General features: G+C 61.1%; 12 protein-coding genes. 5 read left to right on the top strand and 7 right to left on the bottom strand.

All coding sequences use genetic code 11. The annotated features are described in order from the left end of the window. Positions 1-56: 56 nt before the first annotated feature. Positions 57-2528 carry a glycoside hydrolase family 2 protein gene (locus PH547_RS11570; RefSeq protein ID WP_285168290.1) on the top strand — a complete coding sequence of 824 codons (2472 nt, stop codon included), beginning with the start codon at positions 57-59 and terminating at the stop codon, positions 2526-2528. Positions 2529-2838: 310 nt separating this feature from the next. Here the strand turns inward: PH547_RS11570 and PH547_RS11575 are convergent, their stop codons facing one another. From PH547_RS11575 to PH547_RS11600, 6 genes are all read right to left on the bottom strand, one after another. After that, complete coding sequence (locus tag PH547_RS11575) at positions 2839-3918, bottom strand: ABC transporter ATP-binding protein (RefSeq protein ID WP_285168448.1); 1080 nt, start codon at positions 3916-3918, stop codon at positions 2839-2841. Positions 3919-3962: 44 nt separating this feature from the next. Next, positions 3963-5033: a Gfo/Idh/MocA family protein gene (locus PH547_RS11580; RefSeq protein ID WP_285168291.1), complete on the bottom strand. Its 1071-nt coding sequence runs from the start codon at positions 5031-5033 to the stop codon at positions 3963-3965. A 7-nt stretch (positions 5034-5040) separates the two neighbouring features. Then, entirely contained in the window at positions 5041-6066 is a 1026-nt protein-coding gene (locus tag PH547_RS11585; protein ID WP_285168292.1) for a Gfo/Idh/MocA family protein, read from the bottom strand. A 70-nt stretch (positions 6067-6136) separates the two neighbouring features. Then, positions 6137-7021: a carbohydrate ABC transporter permease gene (locus tag PH547_RS11590; protein WP_457900133.1), complete on the bottom strand. Its 885-nt coding sequence runs from the start codon at positions 7019-7021 to the stop codon at positions 6137-6139. Then, positions 7014-7925, bottom strand: a complete 912-nt coding sequence (locus PH547_RS11595; protein WP_245463998.1) for a carbohydrate ABC transporter permease — start codon at positions 7923-7925, stop codon at positions 7014-7016. The genes PH547_RS11590 and PH547_RS11595 overlap by 8 nt, the downstream gene beginning before the upstream one ends. Before the next feature lie 61 nt (positions 7926-7986). Then, positions 7987-9270 carry an ABC transporter substrate-binding protein gene (locus PH547_RS11600; RefSeq protein ID WP_104824787.1) on the bottom strand — a complete coding sequence of 428 codons (1284 nt, stop codon included), beginning with the start codon at positions 9268-9270 and terminating at the stop codon, positions 7987-7989. Positions 9271-9452: 182 nt separating this feature from the next. On the opposite strand from PH547_RS11600, the gene PH547_RS11605 reads away from it, so the two are divergent. The 4 genes from PH547_RS11605 to PH547_RS11620 all read left to right on the top strand — a co-directional run bounded on the left by PH547_RS11605 (position 9453) and on the right by PH547_RS11620 (position 14676). Further along, positions 9453-10148 (top strand): TetR/AcrR family transcriptional regulator, encoded by a 696-nt coding sequence (locus tag PH547_RS11605; protein WP_104824786.1) that lies wholly within the window; start codon positions 9453-9455, stop codon positions 10146-10148. A 165-nt stretch (positions 10149-10313) separates the two neighbouring features. After that, on the top strand, positions 10314-11459 hold the full coding sequence (locus PH547_RS11610; protein WP_104824785.1) for a Gfo/Idh/MocA family protein: 1146 nt from the start codon (positions 10314-10316) through the stop codon (positions 11457-11459). 267 nt (positions 11460-11726) lie between these two features. Beyond that, the gene (locus tag PH547_RS11615) at positions 11727-13148 is read left to right on the top strand and encodes an enolase-like domain-containing protein (RefSeq protein WP_104824784.1); all 1422 of its coding nucleotides are present in this window, start codon (positions 11727-11729) and stop codon (positions 13146-13148) included. A gap of 262 nt (positions 13149-13410) precedes the next feature. Further along, positions 13411-14676: a Gfo/Idh/MocA family protein gene (locus PH547_RS11620; protein WP_104824783.1), complete on the top strand. Its 1266-nt coding sequence runs from the start codon at positions 13411-13413 to the stop codon at positions 14674-14676. Between the two features lie 40 nt (positions 14677-14716). On the opposite strand, the gene PH547_RS11625 is transcribed toward PH547_RS11620, so the two are convergent. Continuing rightward, positions 14717-15304 (bottom strand): transglycosylase SLT domain-containing protein, encoded by a 588-nt coding sequence (locus tag PH547_RS11625; protein ID WP_104824782.1) that lies wholly within the window; start codon positions 15302-15304, stop codon positions 14717-14719. Positions 15305-15350: the final 46 nt, after the last annotated feature.

The raw sequence follows: 15350 nt of genomic DNA on the forward strand, positions 1-15350 counted from the left end.
TCCTATCCAAAAGCTGCTTTGCACTTTTGGGATCATGTCTTGAGCCGGGAGATCCAATGCACGGGCGTTTGGCAAGCTTTGGCGGCGAGACGCTGCTGAGCGAAGGATGGAATCTGGTTCTGACGGATGCGGGCGCCTGCGCCTCGCCTTCGGATGTGCCGCTTTCGGCCGGGTTCATTCCGGCATCGGTGCCGGGCACGGTGGCCGGCGCGCTGGAAAAGGCCGGGCTTTTCAATCGTGAGCATCCCCATCCGCTGAACGACAAGGACGCCTGGTATCTTTGCCGGTTGGTCGACGCCGACCTCGGCAATGCCGTTCTGCGGCTCGATGGGTTGGCAACGCTCTGCGAAGTCTTTCTGAACGGCAGAAAAATCCTCGTCTCCGAAAGCATGTTCGCGGCCCACGAACTCGCCGTCCATCTGCTGGGCGGCGATGAGCTGGCGCTCTGCTTCCGGGCGCTGGAGCCGCGGCTTGCAGAACCCGGTCCCAGAGCCCGCTGGCGGCCGCAGATGATCACGCCGCAGGGGCTGCGCCTGGTTCGCACGACGCTGCTCGGCCATATGCCCGGCTGGTGCCCGGAAATCCACACCGTCGGCCCCTGGCGGCCGATTTCGTTGTTTCGCCCGCATAGTCCCGTCATTCGCGACCTCTCCCTGCGTCCAGACCTGCTGGAGGACGGCGAGGGCCGGCTTTATGCTTCGCTCGTCATCGAAGGGCAGGTCGGCGAGATGGTGCTTCGTTGTGGCGAAGCCGAGCAGGCATTCACGAAAGACAATAGCGGCCACTGCACCGCATTCCTGAAAATCCCGGGCGTGATGCCATGGTGGCCGCATACACACGGGACGCCCCATCTTCATGACGTCGCGCTGATCATCGAGGGCGTTGAATATCCGCTCGGGTGCACCGGCTTCCGCCGGCTCGCGGTCGATCGCGGTGCGGACGGCCAGGATTTTGCGCTTGTCGTCAATGGCGAGCGTATCTTCTGCCGCGGCGCCGTCTGGACGACGGCGGATATTGCCCGTCTGCCCGGCGGCCGCGAGGATTATGAGCCCTGGCTGCGACTGGCGGCGGAGGCGGGCATGAACATGATCCGCATTGGCGGCACCATGGTCTATGAGACCCCGGAGTTTTTCCGGGTCTGTGACGAACTCGGCCTGCTGGTTTGGCAGGATTTCATGTTCGCCAATTTCGACTATCCGAAGAACGACAAGGCATTCAACGCCCATGTCGAAGCGGAGGCGGCGCAGCTTCTTTCCGGCACGCGCCTGTCACCCTCGCTCGCCGTGCTTTGCGGTGGGAGCGAGATGTATCAGCAGGCGGCGATGCTGGGATTGCCGGAGCGGTTTTGGGCAAGCCCGATCGTGGAGGAGATCCTTCCGGCCGTCGTTAAGGCCATCCGGCCCGACGTTCCCTATGTCGTCAATTCCCCTGCGGGCGGCGCTATGCCGTTTTCCCCGAATGCGGGCGTGACGCATTATTACGGCGTTGGGGCCTATATGCGGCCGCTTGGCGATGCGCGCCGTGCCGATGTTCGCTTTGCTGCGGAAAGCCTGGCTTTCGCGCATGTGCCGCACGCCCGGACCTTGGCGCGGCATCTGCCGGTTCCGGCAGTCCATAGCCCGCTATGGAAAGAGCGCGTGCCGCGCGATCGTGGTGCTTCCTGGGATTTCGAGGATGTGCGCGACCATTACTTGCGCGAACTTTACGGCTTCGAGCCGGACCGGCTGCGGCGGGAGGATCCGGATCTCTATCTCGATCTGTCGCGAGCGGTTACCGGCGAAGTCGCGGAAGAAACCTATGCCGAATGGCGCCGCCAGGGCTCCGGCTGCAATGGCGCTCTCGTCTGGACACTGCAGGATCTGCTGCCCGGTCCCGGCTGGGGCGTGATCGATTCCACCGGCGAGCCGAAGCCCATATGGTATGCCCTCCGCCGCGCTTTCCGGCCGGTGCAAGTATTGCTTACCGATGAAGGCACGAATGGCCTCGATGTGCATGTCATCAACGAGGGCGATGTTGCCCTTGATCTTGATCTTGATGTGGTCTGCCTGCGGGACGGCCGGCAGTCCGTGGTCAGCGGCAAGCGGGAATTGTCGGTTGAGGCTCGCGGCAAGCAAAAGATAGCCTGCACTGATCTTTTCGGCGCCTTCTTCGACACGACCTATGCCTTCCGCTTCGGCCCGCCGTCGCATGACGTCACGGTGGCGCGTCTTACGGCGCGCGAGACCGGGGCGCTGATCGCAGAAGCCTTCTATTTTCCCTTGGGCAGGACGAAAGCCTTTCATGAGGGCGAAATCGCTGCCTCCATCACGCAACAGGACGGCCATTGGTTCCTCGATCTGCGCAGCGACCGGTTGGTACAATCGGTGCAGATCGATTTCGAAGCCTATCGGGCAGAGCACGATTGGTTCCACCTGTCGCCGGGGGCGACCCGGCGGTTGAGGCTTCATCCGAGGGCTGGGACGTCGGCTGAGACTGTTCCCACGGGTCAGATCAGGACCTTGGGTACCCGGCGGATCGTCGAGGTCTGATTAGGGGTGCGGTAAGCGCAGCGGCCTATCTCGCCCTTGGCGGGCGAGAAAGTAAAAACTTAGGATTAGGCGAGGGCTCGTCCCTCGTCTAATTCTTAGTTTTTACAAGAGCGGGGGTAGGCAGGGACGCAACAGCCCCGGGATATCTGCGCAAGACATGGACCCCCTCTCTTGCAATTTCAATGGCTTAGAAATTGCGTTGGACTTCCAGACATGCAGAGCCTCCGGTATCGCAATTCCTAAACCAGTGAAATTGCTTTCTCGCCCGCCAGGGGCGAGATAGATTCCCGCACACTTGGTCATCACCCCCCTACAAAGTCACGCCATCCGGCCCGAACAGATGGCAGCGTTCGGGATCGATGTGGATGCTGACCGTTTCGCCCGCGCGGATGGCCTGCTGATCTTCCAGCGCAACCGTCAATGCCTGACCGCCCCGCAGTGTAACGTACAAGATCGTCTGGCCACCGAGGTGCTCGACGAGATCGACACGGGCGTTGCCAAGCGCCAGGCCGCGATCGCCGACGTTCAGGTGCTCCGGGCGCGCGCCGAGCGTGACGGGCTGTCCGGGCTGGAGGCCGCCCAGCCGGCGCGGCAGGCGAACGGTTTGGCCGTTGAGGTCGATGACGGCGGAGCCGTCGTCGGAGGCAACGATCTTGGCTTCAAGAAAGTTCATCTTCGGTGAGCCGATGAAGCCGGCGACGAACTTGTTACGCGGCTTGTTGTAGAGATCGAGCGGGGCGCCGACCTGCTCGATGTTGCCGCCATTCAGCACAACGATCTTGTCGGCCATGGTCATGGCTTCCGTCTGGTCGTGGGTGACGTAGATCATGGTATTGCCGAGCCGCTGGTGCAGGCGGGCGATCTCGACGCGCATCTGCACGCGCAGCTCGGCATCGAGATTGGAGAGCGGTTCGTCGAACAGAAAGATCTTCGGTTCGCGCACGATGGCGCGGCCGATGGCGACGCGCTGGCGCTGGCCGCCGGAGAGCTGCTTCGGCTTGCGCTGCAGGAGCTGCTTGATCTGCAGGATTTCTGCGGCTTTCTCAACGCGGGGCTGAATCTCCTGCTTCTTCATGCCCGCCGTTTCCAAGCCGAAAGCGAGGTTCTTGTAGACCGACATGTGCGGATAAAGCGCATAGGATTGGAACACCATGGCGATGCCGCGCTTGGAGGCTGGGACATCGTTCATGCGGCTGCCATCGAGGTAGAGCGCACCGCCGGAAATCGGCTCCAGGCCGGCGATCATGCGCAGCAGCGTGGACTTGCCGCAGCCGGAGGGGCCGACGAAAACGGCGAATTCACCGGGCTCGATTTCCAGGTCGATGCCGTGGACGACCTGAAGCTCGCCATAGCGCTTGATGACCTTCTGCAGCGAGACGCTTGTCGCCATGGGCGCTTCCTCCTTGTTGGTCCTGATGGCTCGCAGGGCCGTCGTCATGCCGGCCTCCAGCTATTGTATTTCGTGCTTTCCGGGCCGACTGGAAAGCGGACTTCGGTGCGCGTTTCCGACGATTCGTAGAACGCGGTCACCAGCTCCAGTGCCTGGCGGGCATCGACCGTGGTCACCGGCAGCGGTTCGCCGGAAACCAGCGCCTCATGGAAGAGCCTCATCTGCGTGTTGAAGCGGATCGGAATCGGCGTCCAATCGGCAAGCAAGGCATCGATCTTCGCGGCGATCTCGTCATTCGCCGGAATGATTTTCCAAGGGTCCTGGCCGGGGCTGTAGGGCTCGTGGTTGCTTTCGATCAGCACGTTTTCGAAAGCGAGGCGTAGGCGGCTTATTTGTTCCTGAGAGCCGAGCGTCGCGCTGATCGTCGCAAGCGCGCCGTTCTCCATCAGCAGGCTGGCGCTGGCGCAATCTTCCACCTCGATATCGTTGACGCGGGTGGCGACGCGGCCGAAAAGGCCAGCGATCGGCCCCATCAGATAGGTCAGCATGTCGTGCAGATGGATCGAATGCGTCATCAGCACGCCGCCGAGTTCCGTTGCCCATTTGCCGCGCCAGGGAACGGCGTAATATTCCGCCGTGCGAACCCAATGGGTTTCGGAGGTGGCGACATAGGGCTTGCCGGCGATGCCGGCTTCGATGATGCGCTTGGCTTTCTGGATGCCGTCGCCATAGCGATATTGGAAGATCGGCATCAGCTTGCCATTCGCCGTCTTTTCCGCCGCGATGATCGCGTCCACGTCGGCGAGGGAGCCGACCAGCGGCTTTTCGCAGACCACATGCTTGCCGGCGGCGAGCGCCTGCAGGATCATTTCGAAATGCGAGCCGGGCGGCGTGCAGATGTCGATAATATCGATGTCCGGCATATTCAGGACCTCGACGAAATCCTTGATGCGCCTCGTGATGCCGAATTCGTCACCAGTGGCGTTCAGGCGCTCTTCGTTGAGATCGCAGAGCACGGCGACTTCGAAGCGGTCCGGATGCGGCAGATAGCCCTCGACAATATGGGAGCGGCCGATGCCGAGACCGATGACCGCAACTTTCTTTACGTCGGACATGTGCAAATTACCTTTGTACGCTGTTGAGCGATGTCGCTTCGGCCAGAGCCTGCGCCTTCAGCGCCAGCTCCATGGCCTTGAAGCAATGGTCCTGTCCCATCGCGGTTTCGGTGCGGTCCCTGATATCGCTAGCCAGCTGCCGGCCATAAGGCAGCTCGACGCCGCTGCAATCGATATGCTGCATGCCCTTGCGGTCGGTCAGGAACAGGTGATCGGTGCCGGGGCGGCCGGCGACGTCGATGTATTTGCGCAGCTCGATGGTGCCTTCCGTGCCGACGATGAAGAGGCGGCCGTCGCCCCAGGTGGAAAGGCCGTCGGGCGTGAACCAGTCAACGCGGACATAGCCGGTGACGTCTGGCGTACGCACATGGAAATCGCCGTAATCCTGCAGGCCGGGTGTCTCGGGATTGGCGCGGTTCGAGACCGTAGCCGACAGAACCTCGGCTTCGAGCGAACCGGCGAAGAACAGGAATTGCTCGCATTGATGCGAAGCAATGTCGGTGATGATGCCGCCATAGCGCGCGCGGTCGAAGAACCAATCTGGCCGGGTCGGCTTGCGCAGCCGGTGCGGCCCGAGGCCGGTCGTGTGGATCACCTTGCCGATGGCGCCGGCCTTGACCAATTCGCCCGCCTTGACGGTCGAGGCGGTTTCAAAATGTTCGGAATAGAGGATGGAGACGATGCGCTTGGTTTCGGCCTGTACCCTGCGCACTTCGGCGAGCTGATCCAGCGTCACCATGCCGGGCTTGTCGAGCATCACATCCTTACCATGCCGCATCGCCTCGATGGCAAGGGCGGCCCGTTCGCTGGAGATTGCCGCGCTGACGATCAGGTCAATCGAGCGGTCCTCCAAGATTTCGCGCTTGTCCGCCACGCGTTTTGCCTGCGGGAAGCGCCCGGAGAAGACGGCCGCAAGCTCATCTTCCGCGGCATAGAAGGCGACCAGTTCCGCGCCGGCCCGCAGCATGACGTTGACTTGGCCGTAGATGTGATCGTGGTTGAGACCGATGGCAGCAAAGCGCAGGGCGCTCATACGACATTTCCTTTCAAGTATATTCTTTGCAGCATGACCCCCGAAAATCGTCAGGGATCGTGCTTTTGCGTCAGCGTTTGAGGCCGGCGGTAGCGATGCCGTCGATCAGCAGCCTCTGGAAGAACAGGAAGATCAGGAAGACGGGGATCAGCGAGATGCTCGACATGGCAAACAGGCTGCTCCAGTCGGAGCTTCCGGTCGAATCCACGAAGGAGCGCAGGCCGAGCTGCACCGTGTAGGTGTTGATGTCGGAGAGATAGATCAGCGGACCGAAGAAATCGTCCCAGGTCCAAATGAAGGAGAAGATGGCGGCGGTGGCGAGAACCGGCAGCGACAGCGGCATCATGATGCGCCAGTAGATGCGCCAGGGGCTGCATCCGTCCATCATCGCCGCTTCGTCGAGCTCGCGGGGGATGCCGCGGAAGAACTGCACCATCAGGAAGATGAAGAAGGCGTCGACCGCCAGGAATTTCGGCACGACCAGCGGCAGCATGGTTTTCACCCAGCCGAGCTTCAGGAACAGGATATATTGCGGGATCAGCGTCACGTGATAGGGCAGCATCAGCGTGCCGAGCATCAGTGCGAACCAGAAATTTTTGCCCCAGAAATTCAGCCGCGCGAAGGCATAGGCCGCAAGGGAGCAGGAGACGACATTGCCGATGACGGAAAGGACGGCGATGACGACGGAATTCCACACGAACGAGCCGAAATTCACCTGCCCACCGAACCAGCCGCGGGCATAGGCGCTGAAGTCGAACTGCGATGGGATCAGCGAGGCCGAGCCAAAGATTTCGTTCTGATCCTTGACCGAACCGGACAGCATCCACAGCAGCGGATAGAGCATCACGATCGATGCGCCGACCAGTGCGACATGGATGAGAACGGACAGGAACCAGGGACGCTCGCGCGGCGGGTTCAGATCGTCGGGAAAATGGGTGAGCTTCGCGTCAGTCATCGTAGTGAACCCAATAACGAGCGGAGAGGAAGGAGAAGGCGGTGAAGACCGCGATGATGATCACCAGGACCCAGGCGAGGGCTGCGGCATATCCCATGCGGAAATAGCCGAAGGCTTCCTGGTAGAGGTAGAGCGTGTAGAACAGCGTCGAGTCGATCGGCCCGCCGGTGCCGGACGAGATGACATAGGCCGGCGTGAAGGCCTTGAAGGCGTCGATGGTCTGCACGACCGCGTTGAAGAAGATGACCGGCGTCAAGAGCGGCAGGGTGATCTTGAAGAAGATTCGTGCCTTCGAAGCGCCGTCGAGGCTGGCCGCCTCATAGAGATCGGTCGGGATCTGCCGGAGGCCGGCAAGGAAGATGATCATCGGCGAGCCGAACTGCCAGATGGCCAGGATGATGAGGGTGTAGAGGGAATAGTTGGGGTTGGAGATCCAGCTTGGTCCGTTGATGCCGAGCACATACCAGAGCAGGGTATTGACGACGCCGTCGCCATCGAAAATCTGCCGCCAGAGCACGGCGATGGCGACGCTGGAGCCGAGCAGCGACGGCAGATAGAAGATGGCGCGATAGATCGGCAGGCCACGAATGCCGCGGTTGAGCAACAGCGCCACCATCAGCGCGAAGGCAAGCTTCAGCGGAACCGAGCAGACGACATAGAACAGCGTCACCTTCATCGACGAGATGAACTTGTCGTCGCCGGTGGCGATGCGCGCATAATTGTCCAGCCCAACCAAATGCGGCGCCTGCAGCAGGTTATAGTCGGTGAAGGACAGGTAGAGCGACACGATCGCCGGTCCAAGCGTCAGGCCGAAGAAGCCGATGAACCAGGGCAGGAGAAACAGATAGCCCGGCGCGTTGCGCGCAAATGCACTCGGCGCCTTCTGATAAGTTTCGACGCGCAACGGCGCGCGCTCGCCGACGGCCAAGCCGCCGGCAACGCTCTTGCTGTTTGTACCCACGGTATCAGCCTCGCGTAATGTTTGCCGCCGCCTGTTCGGTGAACTTCGCTCCAGCGTCCTGCGCGCTGGTTTTGCCGAAAGCCACTTCCTCGGCGATTTTCTTCAGCAGGAATGCATTTTCACCGGCACCGTTCGGCGGAGACGGCGGGAGTGCTCCGACCTTCGGCGTCAATCGGCCGATGTAGTCGACAACCTGTTTGCTTGTCGCATCGAGATCCGGCGTCAGCAGATCGCGGATCTTCGGGGAGGCGGGAACGCCGCGCTCTACGCCGAGTATCTTTGCGCCTTCTGGATCTTCCACGAGATAATTGACGAAGGCGACGGCGGCGTCCTTGTTTGCGGAGGTTGCCGAAACCGACATCAGCATCGAGGGTTTCAGATACTGGCCGGGCTTGCTGCCGGGGTCGCTGGGATAGGCGATCAGGTCGATCTTTTCCTTGACGAGGCCCTGAATGGCGACGAACTGGTTGGAAAAGGCGTAGCTGACGGCCGCCTTCTTGGTCACCAGCATGTCAGTCTCGAGGGTCTGCTTGTAGAGCGCCTGCACGTCGGCCGGCACGCAGGCGCCGATTTCGCGCAGATGGTCCCAGAAGGAAAACCATTCGGCGGCATCCTTGGCCTCGAAGCCGAGCTTGCCGTCGCTCGTATAGAGCGCCTTGCCGCGCTGGCGCAGCCAGCATTCGAAGTCGGGCTCTCCGCCGCTCTGATCTGCGGTGCCGTAGAAGCCGCGGCGTTTCTTGGCGGCGGTGACCTTGGCGCAGGCCTCGCCGAGCTGCTCCCAGGTCATGCCGTCATGCGGCGGCTCGACGCCGGCTTCCTGCCAGGCTGCCACATTGACGACGACCATGGAGGAATTGACCCCGAGATTGACGCCGTAAATCTTGCCATCGACCTTGCCGGAATTGATATTGGGAGCCCCGAAATCCTCGATCGCCAGGCTCTTGCCGAGATAGGGCGTCATGTCGAGCAACGCGCCGCGGCGGGCATATTCAAAGATGTAGCGATAATCCATCTGAATGAGGTCGGGCGCATTGCCGCCGCCGGTCTGCGTGGCAAGACGCGTCCAGTAGCTGTCCCAGCCGAAGGATTCGCCGGCGATCGTGACGTCCGGGTTCTTGGCCTGATAGGCCTTCACTGCCGCAAACGTGCGATCGCTTCGCTCCTTCGATCCCCACCAAAGAAGGCGCATGGAGGTTGCCGCATTGGCGCGGTTAAGTCCGATACCGCTGAAAGCTAGCGTCGCTGCCATGCCGGCAAGCAACTGCCGGCGATCGATCGTCAAAGTCATCCTGGTCTCCTCCCCAGTTAACCGGTGATTTACGAACTGCTTTTGCATGATATAACTATTTGGTTACAAGTTGGATAGAAACGCGACCGCTGTCAAGCGCCAATCGTGTCACAATCAAACGACCTGCGCTGAGGCTGGAGAGGTCCGTTGCGGAAGAGATAGATCGGGGAGGAGGAATGTCCATGGTGACCAGAGCGACGCAAGGAACTGAAAAACCAGCGAAAGCCGGCGCTTACGGGAATGCGGAAACGAGGCCGGCGAAGGTGCCGCGCAATCCGCAACGCACCCATGCCATGATCCTGGAAGCGGCGACGGAGGAATTCGCCGCTCACGGTTTCGGTGGCGCGAGGGTGGATGCGATTGCGGCTCGGGCGCAGACCAACAAACGCATGCTCTATCACTATTTCGGCGACAAGGAGGGGCTCTATGTCGCCGTGCTGGAAGCCACCTATGCGGCAATCCGCAATGCCGAGAAAAATCTCGACCTTGCGCGCCGTGATCCCGAGGAAGGGATGCGCGAACTTGCGCTTTTCACCTGGCATCATTTCCTTGAGCATCCGGAATTTTTGAGCCTGCTCGTTACCGAAAACCTGCATGAAGCGCGCTATCTGAAACGTTCCGACAAGATCTTGGCGATGCATTCGCACTTCATCGGCGAACTCGCCGACGTACTGCGACGAGGTGAAGCAGCCGGCATTTTCCGGCCGGCCATCGACCCGGTGTCGGTTTACCTTACCATCGCCGCGCTCGGGTTCTTCTACCTGTCCAATCGCCATACGCTGTCGACGATTTTCGCCCGCAAGCTGACGGCCCCGGCGGCGCTGAAAGCCTGGGGCGAGCATATCGTTTCGGTGACCTTGGCTTCGATCAGGGCTTAGCATGAACTCGCGGCGCTCCGGCGATCACGAGAAATTTTCGAAAGGCGATTGACAAATCCGGACGTATCGCGCGATCGTGTAACTATATAGTTACATTGGCTGATCGACCAAGCCTTTGCTTTTCCTGACTCTGGAGGGAGTCGGCTCAGAAATTCAGGAGGGATCATGAAGCGCGTTGGTATCATCATGCACGGCGTCACGGGACGCATGGGGCTGAACCAGCATCTCATCCGCTCGATCGTGGCGATCCGCGCCGGAGGCGGCGTGTTGTTGTCGAACGGCGAGCGCGTCATGCCCGATCCGGTCCTTGTCGGCCGCAATGCGGCGCGGCTGGAAGAGCTTGCCCGTAAATACGGTATTGAGCGCTGGACCACCGATCTCGACGGTGCGCTTGCCGACCCTAATGACACGATTTTCTTCGATGCGGCGACGACGCAGATGCGCGCCGAGCTGATTTCGAAGGCGCTGGATGCCGGCAAGCATATCTATTGCGAAAAGCCGATCTCCGACGACCTCGACGCTGCGATTGCGCTCGCCCGCAAGGCCAAGGCATCGGGCCTGAAGAACGGCGTCGTGCAGGACAAGCTGTTCCTACCCGGCCTTCGCAAGATCGCCATGCTGCGCGACAGCGGTTTCTTCGGCAAGATCCTCTCCGTGCGCGGTGAGTTCGGCTACTGGGTGTTCGAAGGCGACTGGCAGACGGCGCAGCGGCCGTCGTGGAACTATCGCAAGAAAGACGGCGGCGGCATCATCCTCGATATGCTCTGCCACTGGCGCTATGTGCTCGACAATCTCTTCGGGCCGGTGAAGGCGATTAGCTGCCTCGGCGCCACCCATATTCCCGAACGCGTGGACGAAGCCGGCCGGCATTATGTCGCCGATGCCGATGATGCGGCCTATGCCACCTTCGAGTTGGAGGGCGGCATCATCGCCCATATCAATTCCTCCTGGGCGGTGCGTGTGCGCCGCGACGATCTCGTCACGTTCCAGGTAGACGGCACGCATGGCTCGGCCGTGGCGGGGCTGACACGCTGCTGGACGCAGCACCGTGTCAACACGCCGAAGCCGGTCTGGAACCCGGACCAACCGCAGACCATCGACTTCTACAACACCTGGGACGAAGTGCCGGACAACCAGGTTTACGACAACGGCTTCAAGATCCAGTGGGAGATGTTTCTGCGCCATGTGCTCGAAGACGCGCCCTGGCGCTACACGCTGACGGAAGGCGCCAAGGGCGTGCAGCTCGCCTCTCTCGGCCTGAAGAGCTGGGCGGAGCGCCGCTGGCTGGATGTCGAGCCGCTGGAGATTTGAGGGATGGTGGCTTCCCAAATATCGGGATGGTCAGGATATCTCGTGGGTGCTGCATCTATGTGCATGGCCCCTCAGCCTAGCCCTCTCCCGCCGAAGCGGGGAGAGGGGACGACCGAGCAAAGCGGTGTTTGCCTTAGCGGAACAGCGAAGGGTTGGCACGACAGAACTCCCTCGCCCCGCTTGCGGGGAGAGGGCTGGGGTGAGGGGCCAGGCGCAAATGTGCGGCATAGGCAGACTTGCCTGACGATCACAGGAGCCATCTGAAATATGACCGAACCGTTGAAAATCAGACTTGTCGAGGCCGAGACCTTCGAGCGGCCGGTGACATTGCGGCTTCCTTTCCGCTTCGGCGCGGCGACGCTGCGGGAGGCGCGGCAGATTTTTCTGCGCGTCCGCATCGAAGATGCCCGTGGGGGTTCGGCAAGTGGCATGGCTGCCGAGCTGATGGTGCCGAAATGGTTCGATAAATCGCCGGAACTCTCCAATACCGACAATGAAAACCAGCTTCGCCGCTCGCTGGCGCTGGCTCTCGACGCCCTGAAAAATGCGGGATTGGGCACGGCTTTCGCGCTGCATGCGGCCGTCGAAGCGGTGCACCATACGCGGGCAGCCGCCGAGGGGCTGAACGGACTGGTCGCGTCCTTCGGCCTGGCGCTCGCCAACAGGGCGGTTCTCGATGCGCTCTGCCGGCTGGAAGGGTTGACGGTTGCGCAGGCGATCAGAGCCAACCGCCCCGGCATCGATGTATCGACGGCGCCCGATCTGGCGGGCTTCGACCTGGCGGCTTTCCTCAAGGGATTGGCGCCGGTCGAAAGCCTCGCCGCGCGGCACACGGTCGGTCTGGTCGATGCTATCCGAGCGGGCGACATCCCGGCCGCCGACCGTTTGAATGACGGCCTGCCGGAAAGTTTTGAAGAGGCGATCGATGCTTATGGCCTGACCTTCTTCAAGGTGAAGGTATCGGGCGTTCCCGATGCTGATATCGACCGTCTCTGCCGCATTGCCGCTGTCATCGATGCCAAAATGCCGGCTTATTCGGTGACGCTTGACGGTAATGAGCAATTCGCGTCCGCCGAGGCGGTCGCCGATCTGCTGACGCGCATCCAGGCCGAACCGCGGCTTGCCCGTTTTGCGGCTTCGATCCTGTTTGTCGAGCAGCCGATCGCCCGCGCTTACGCCTTCGAGAAGCCGGTCACGGCGCTTGCGGCCTTCAAGCCTGTCGAGATCGATGAATCCGATGCCGATATCAACGCTTTCGTTGCCGCCAGACGGCTTGGCTATACCGGCATCTCCTCTAAATCCTGCAAGGGTTTTTATCGTTCGCTGCTGAACCGGGCGCGCGTCGCCAAGTGGAGCGCCGATGACGGTGTGGCCTATTTCATGTCGGCAGAGGACCTGACGACACAGGGCGGTCTCGCCGTACAACAGGATCTGGCGCTCGCCTCGCTGATCGGCATGACGCATATCGAGCGGAACGGCCACCACTATGTCGACGGCATGGCCGGCGCACCCCAGGCTGAGCAGGCGGCTTTCGCACGGGATCATGCCGATCTCTACGCCGTTCGAAACGGGCGGACGCGATTGAGGATCGAGGGTGGAAGGATCGCCATCGGTTCGGTGATCGGCGCGATCGGCCTCGGTTCATCCGTCGAGCCGGATTGGAGCGCGATGGAGACGCCGCCGACATAAGATTTCGGTAATGGCCAGGCATGCTCCGTTTTTGACGCGCTGTCGTGCATGGCCCCTCACCCTAGCCGTCTCCCCGTTCGGACGGGGAGAAGGGACTACGGAGCAAGCCAACCGATCCAACCACTCGGATCGAGGCAATATCATGCATGATAAACCCGCTCACCCCGCTGTGCGGGGAGAGGGTTGGGTGAGGGGCCACGCAAAAGGTGCGGTCGAGCCGGACCAACCTGACCATCGTTATTGCAGACTCTGGAGGAGAAACATGCAGTCGTCATCGAAGAAGCGCTATGCGCTGGTCGGCACGGGCAATCGCGGCGCGACCATGTGGGGCAAGGATCTGGTCGAGCGCTGGAGCAATGAGGTCGAACTTGTCGCCGTCTGCGATCTCAACGCGATGCGGGCCAGGCGTGCGCTGGACTATATCGGCGCCTCCGTGGCGGTCTATACCGATTTCGACGAGCTGTTGCGGGTCGAAAAGCCCGATCTCGTCATCGTTTGCACCCGCGATTCCACCCATGACGATCAAATTGTCAAAGCGCTGGAAGCAGGCGCCAATGTCATCAGTGAAAAGCCGATGACGACCACGGTCGGCAAGATCAAGCGTATTCTTAATGCCGAGGCTCGGACGGGCAAGCGGGTCGACGTGTCCTTCAACTATCGTTTCGCGCCGACGGCGGCGAAGATCAAGGAACTCATCAATTCCGGCGTTATCGGCGATGTGACCTCGGTCGATTTTCATTGGTATCTCGACACCAGTCATGGCGCCGATTACTTCCGGCGCTGGCACGCCTTTGTCGAAAATTCCGGCAGCCTCTTCGTTCACAAGGCGACGCACCATTTCGATCTTCTGAACTGGTACCTCGATTCCGATCCGGAAACCGTGTCTGCCTTTGCCGATCTCAAGCACTATGGTCGCAAAGGCCCCTTCCGTGGTGAGCGCTGTCGCACCTGTCGGTATAAGGACGAGTGCGATTATTATCTCGATATCAGCGCCACGCCGCTGCTCGAAAGCCTCTATGAAGACCCGTCGACGGTCGATGGTTATGTTCGCGATGCCTGCGTCTTCCGCGAGGATATCGACATTCCCGACACCATGGTCGCCTCGATCCGCTATCGCAACGGCGTCAACGTCTCCTATTCGCTGAACACCTATATGCCGATCGAAGGCCACCATATTGCCTTCAACGGCCACAAGGGGCGTATCGAGCTGCGGCAATACGAAAAGCAGCATTGGACGACGCCGCCGGCCGACGAAATCGTCGTCATGAAGAATTTCGGTGATGTCGAGCGCATCTGGGTGCCCTATTCCTCGGGCGGCCATTACGGCGGCGACGACCGGCTGCGCAACATGCTGCTGCGGTCCGGGCCAAACGACGAACTGAGACAGCGCGCCGGTTCACGCGCGGGCGCGCTTTCGGTTCTCTGCGGCATCGCGGCGTTGGAAAGCAGCCGGACCGGCCAGCAGGTATCGATCGCCGATATCTGGGGTCAGGATGACGGGCTCAACCTGCTCGAGGCGCGGCCTTAGAGCGGCTTAACTTTTCATGGAAAAGCAAAACCGCTGAGGCTCAATTGCAATTGCGCAACTGCGAGGCATAGAGCGCGGACATGTTGGCGACCTTCTGCGCCGTGCGCTGCAGGTCGCCATTGCCGCGCCAGCTTCCCTGCTGATAGCCCTTCCAACCGACATAATAAGCCAGATAAAGATTATAGGGATCGTTAAGTGGGATGCCGTTCCGCAGATGGCTCTGGGCGTGATACCAGCCGATGAATTCGATCGCGTCGGAGAAGTCGGAGCGGCGTGCGCCCCAGCGGCCCGTGTCGCGCTGATAGTGATCCCAGGCGCCGTCGAGAGCCTGAGAATAGCCATAGGCGCTGGAAGGTCGCGTCCAGGGAATGAAGCCGAGCAGTTTCCGGCGCGGCGGCCGGGCATGCGGCTGGAAGCCGGATTCGGCGTAAATCGTCGCCATCAGGATCGGCACCGGCACGCCGTATTCCCGTTCCGTACGTTCGGCGGCGCGCTGCCAATTGTTGAACCAGCCGTCGCGCTGATCGAAGATCGCGCAGACATTGCGGGTATGGGACGGTGCGGTGGCGCAGCCTGCTAGCATTCCGAGCAGCAGCACAGCGGCTATGGAGATGATACGGGTACGCATAACTAGAACCTCTTCGCTGAAGAGATTGCTAGCCCAGAATGATTAA

This window comes from Rhizobium cerradonense, assembly GCF_030182455.1.
In the GTDB taxonomy this organism is placed as follows: domain Bacteria; phylum Pseudomonadota; class Alphaproteobacteria; order Rhizobiales; family Rhizobiaceae; genus Rhizobium.

What these genes read in the sequence shown, in the direction of transcription:
- PH547_RS11570 (WP_285168290.1), top strand. Translation starts at nt 57, where the DNA reads ATGCACGGGCGTTTGGCAAGCTTTGGCGGCGAGACGCTGCTGAGCGAA.
- PH547_RS11575 (WP_285168448.1), bottom strand. Translation starts at nt 3,918, where the DNA reads ATGGCGACAAGCGTCTCGCTGCAGAAGGTCATCAAGCGCTATGGCGAG.
- PH547_RS11580 (WP_285168291.1), bottom strand. Translation starts at nt 5,033, where the DNA reads ATGTCCGACGTAAAGAAAGTTGCGGTCATCGGTCTCGGCATCGGCCGC.
- PH547_RS11585 (WP_285168292.1), bottom strand. Translation starts at nt 6,066, where the DNA reads ATGAGCGCCCTGCGCTTTGCTGCCATCGGTCTCAACCACGATCACATC.
- PH547_RS11590 (WP_457900133.1), bottom strand. Translation starts at nt 7,021, where the DNA reads ATGACTGACGCGAAGCTCACCCATTTTCCCGACGATCTGAACCCGCCG.
- PH547_RS11600 (WP_104824787.1), bottom strand. Translation starts at nt 9,270, where the DNA reads ATGACTTTGACGATCGATCGCCGGCAGTTGCTTGCCGGCATGGCAGCG.
- PH547_RS11605 (WP_104824786.1), top strand. Translation starts at nt 9,453, where the DNA reads ATGGTGACCAGAGCGACGCAAGGAACTGAAAAACCAGCGAAAGCCGGC.
- PH547_RS11610 (WP_104824785.1), top strand. Translation starts at nt 10,314, where the DNA reads ATGAAGCGCGTTGGTATCATCATGCACGGCGTCACGGGACGCATGGGG.
- PH547_RS11615 (WP_104824784.1), top strand. Translation starts at nt 11,727, where the DNA reads ATGACCGAACCGTTGAAAATCAGACTTGTCGAGGCCGAGACCTTCGAG.
- PH547_RS11620 (WP_104824783.1), top strand. Translation starts at nt 13,411, where the DNA reads ATGCAGTCGTCATCGAAGAAGCGCTATGCGCTGGTCGGCACGGGCAAT.
- PH547_RS11625 (WP_104824782.1), bottom strand. Translation starts at nt 15,304, where the DNA reads ATGCGTACCCGTATCATCTCCATAGCCGCTGTGCTGCTGCTCGGAATG.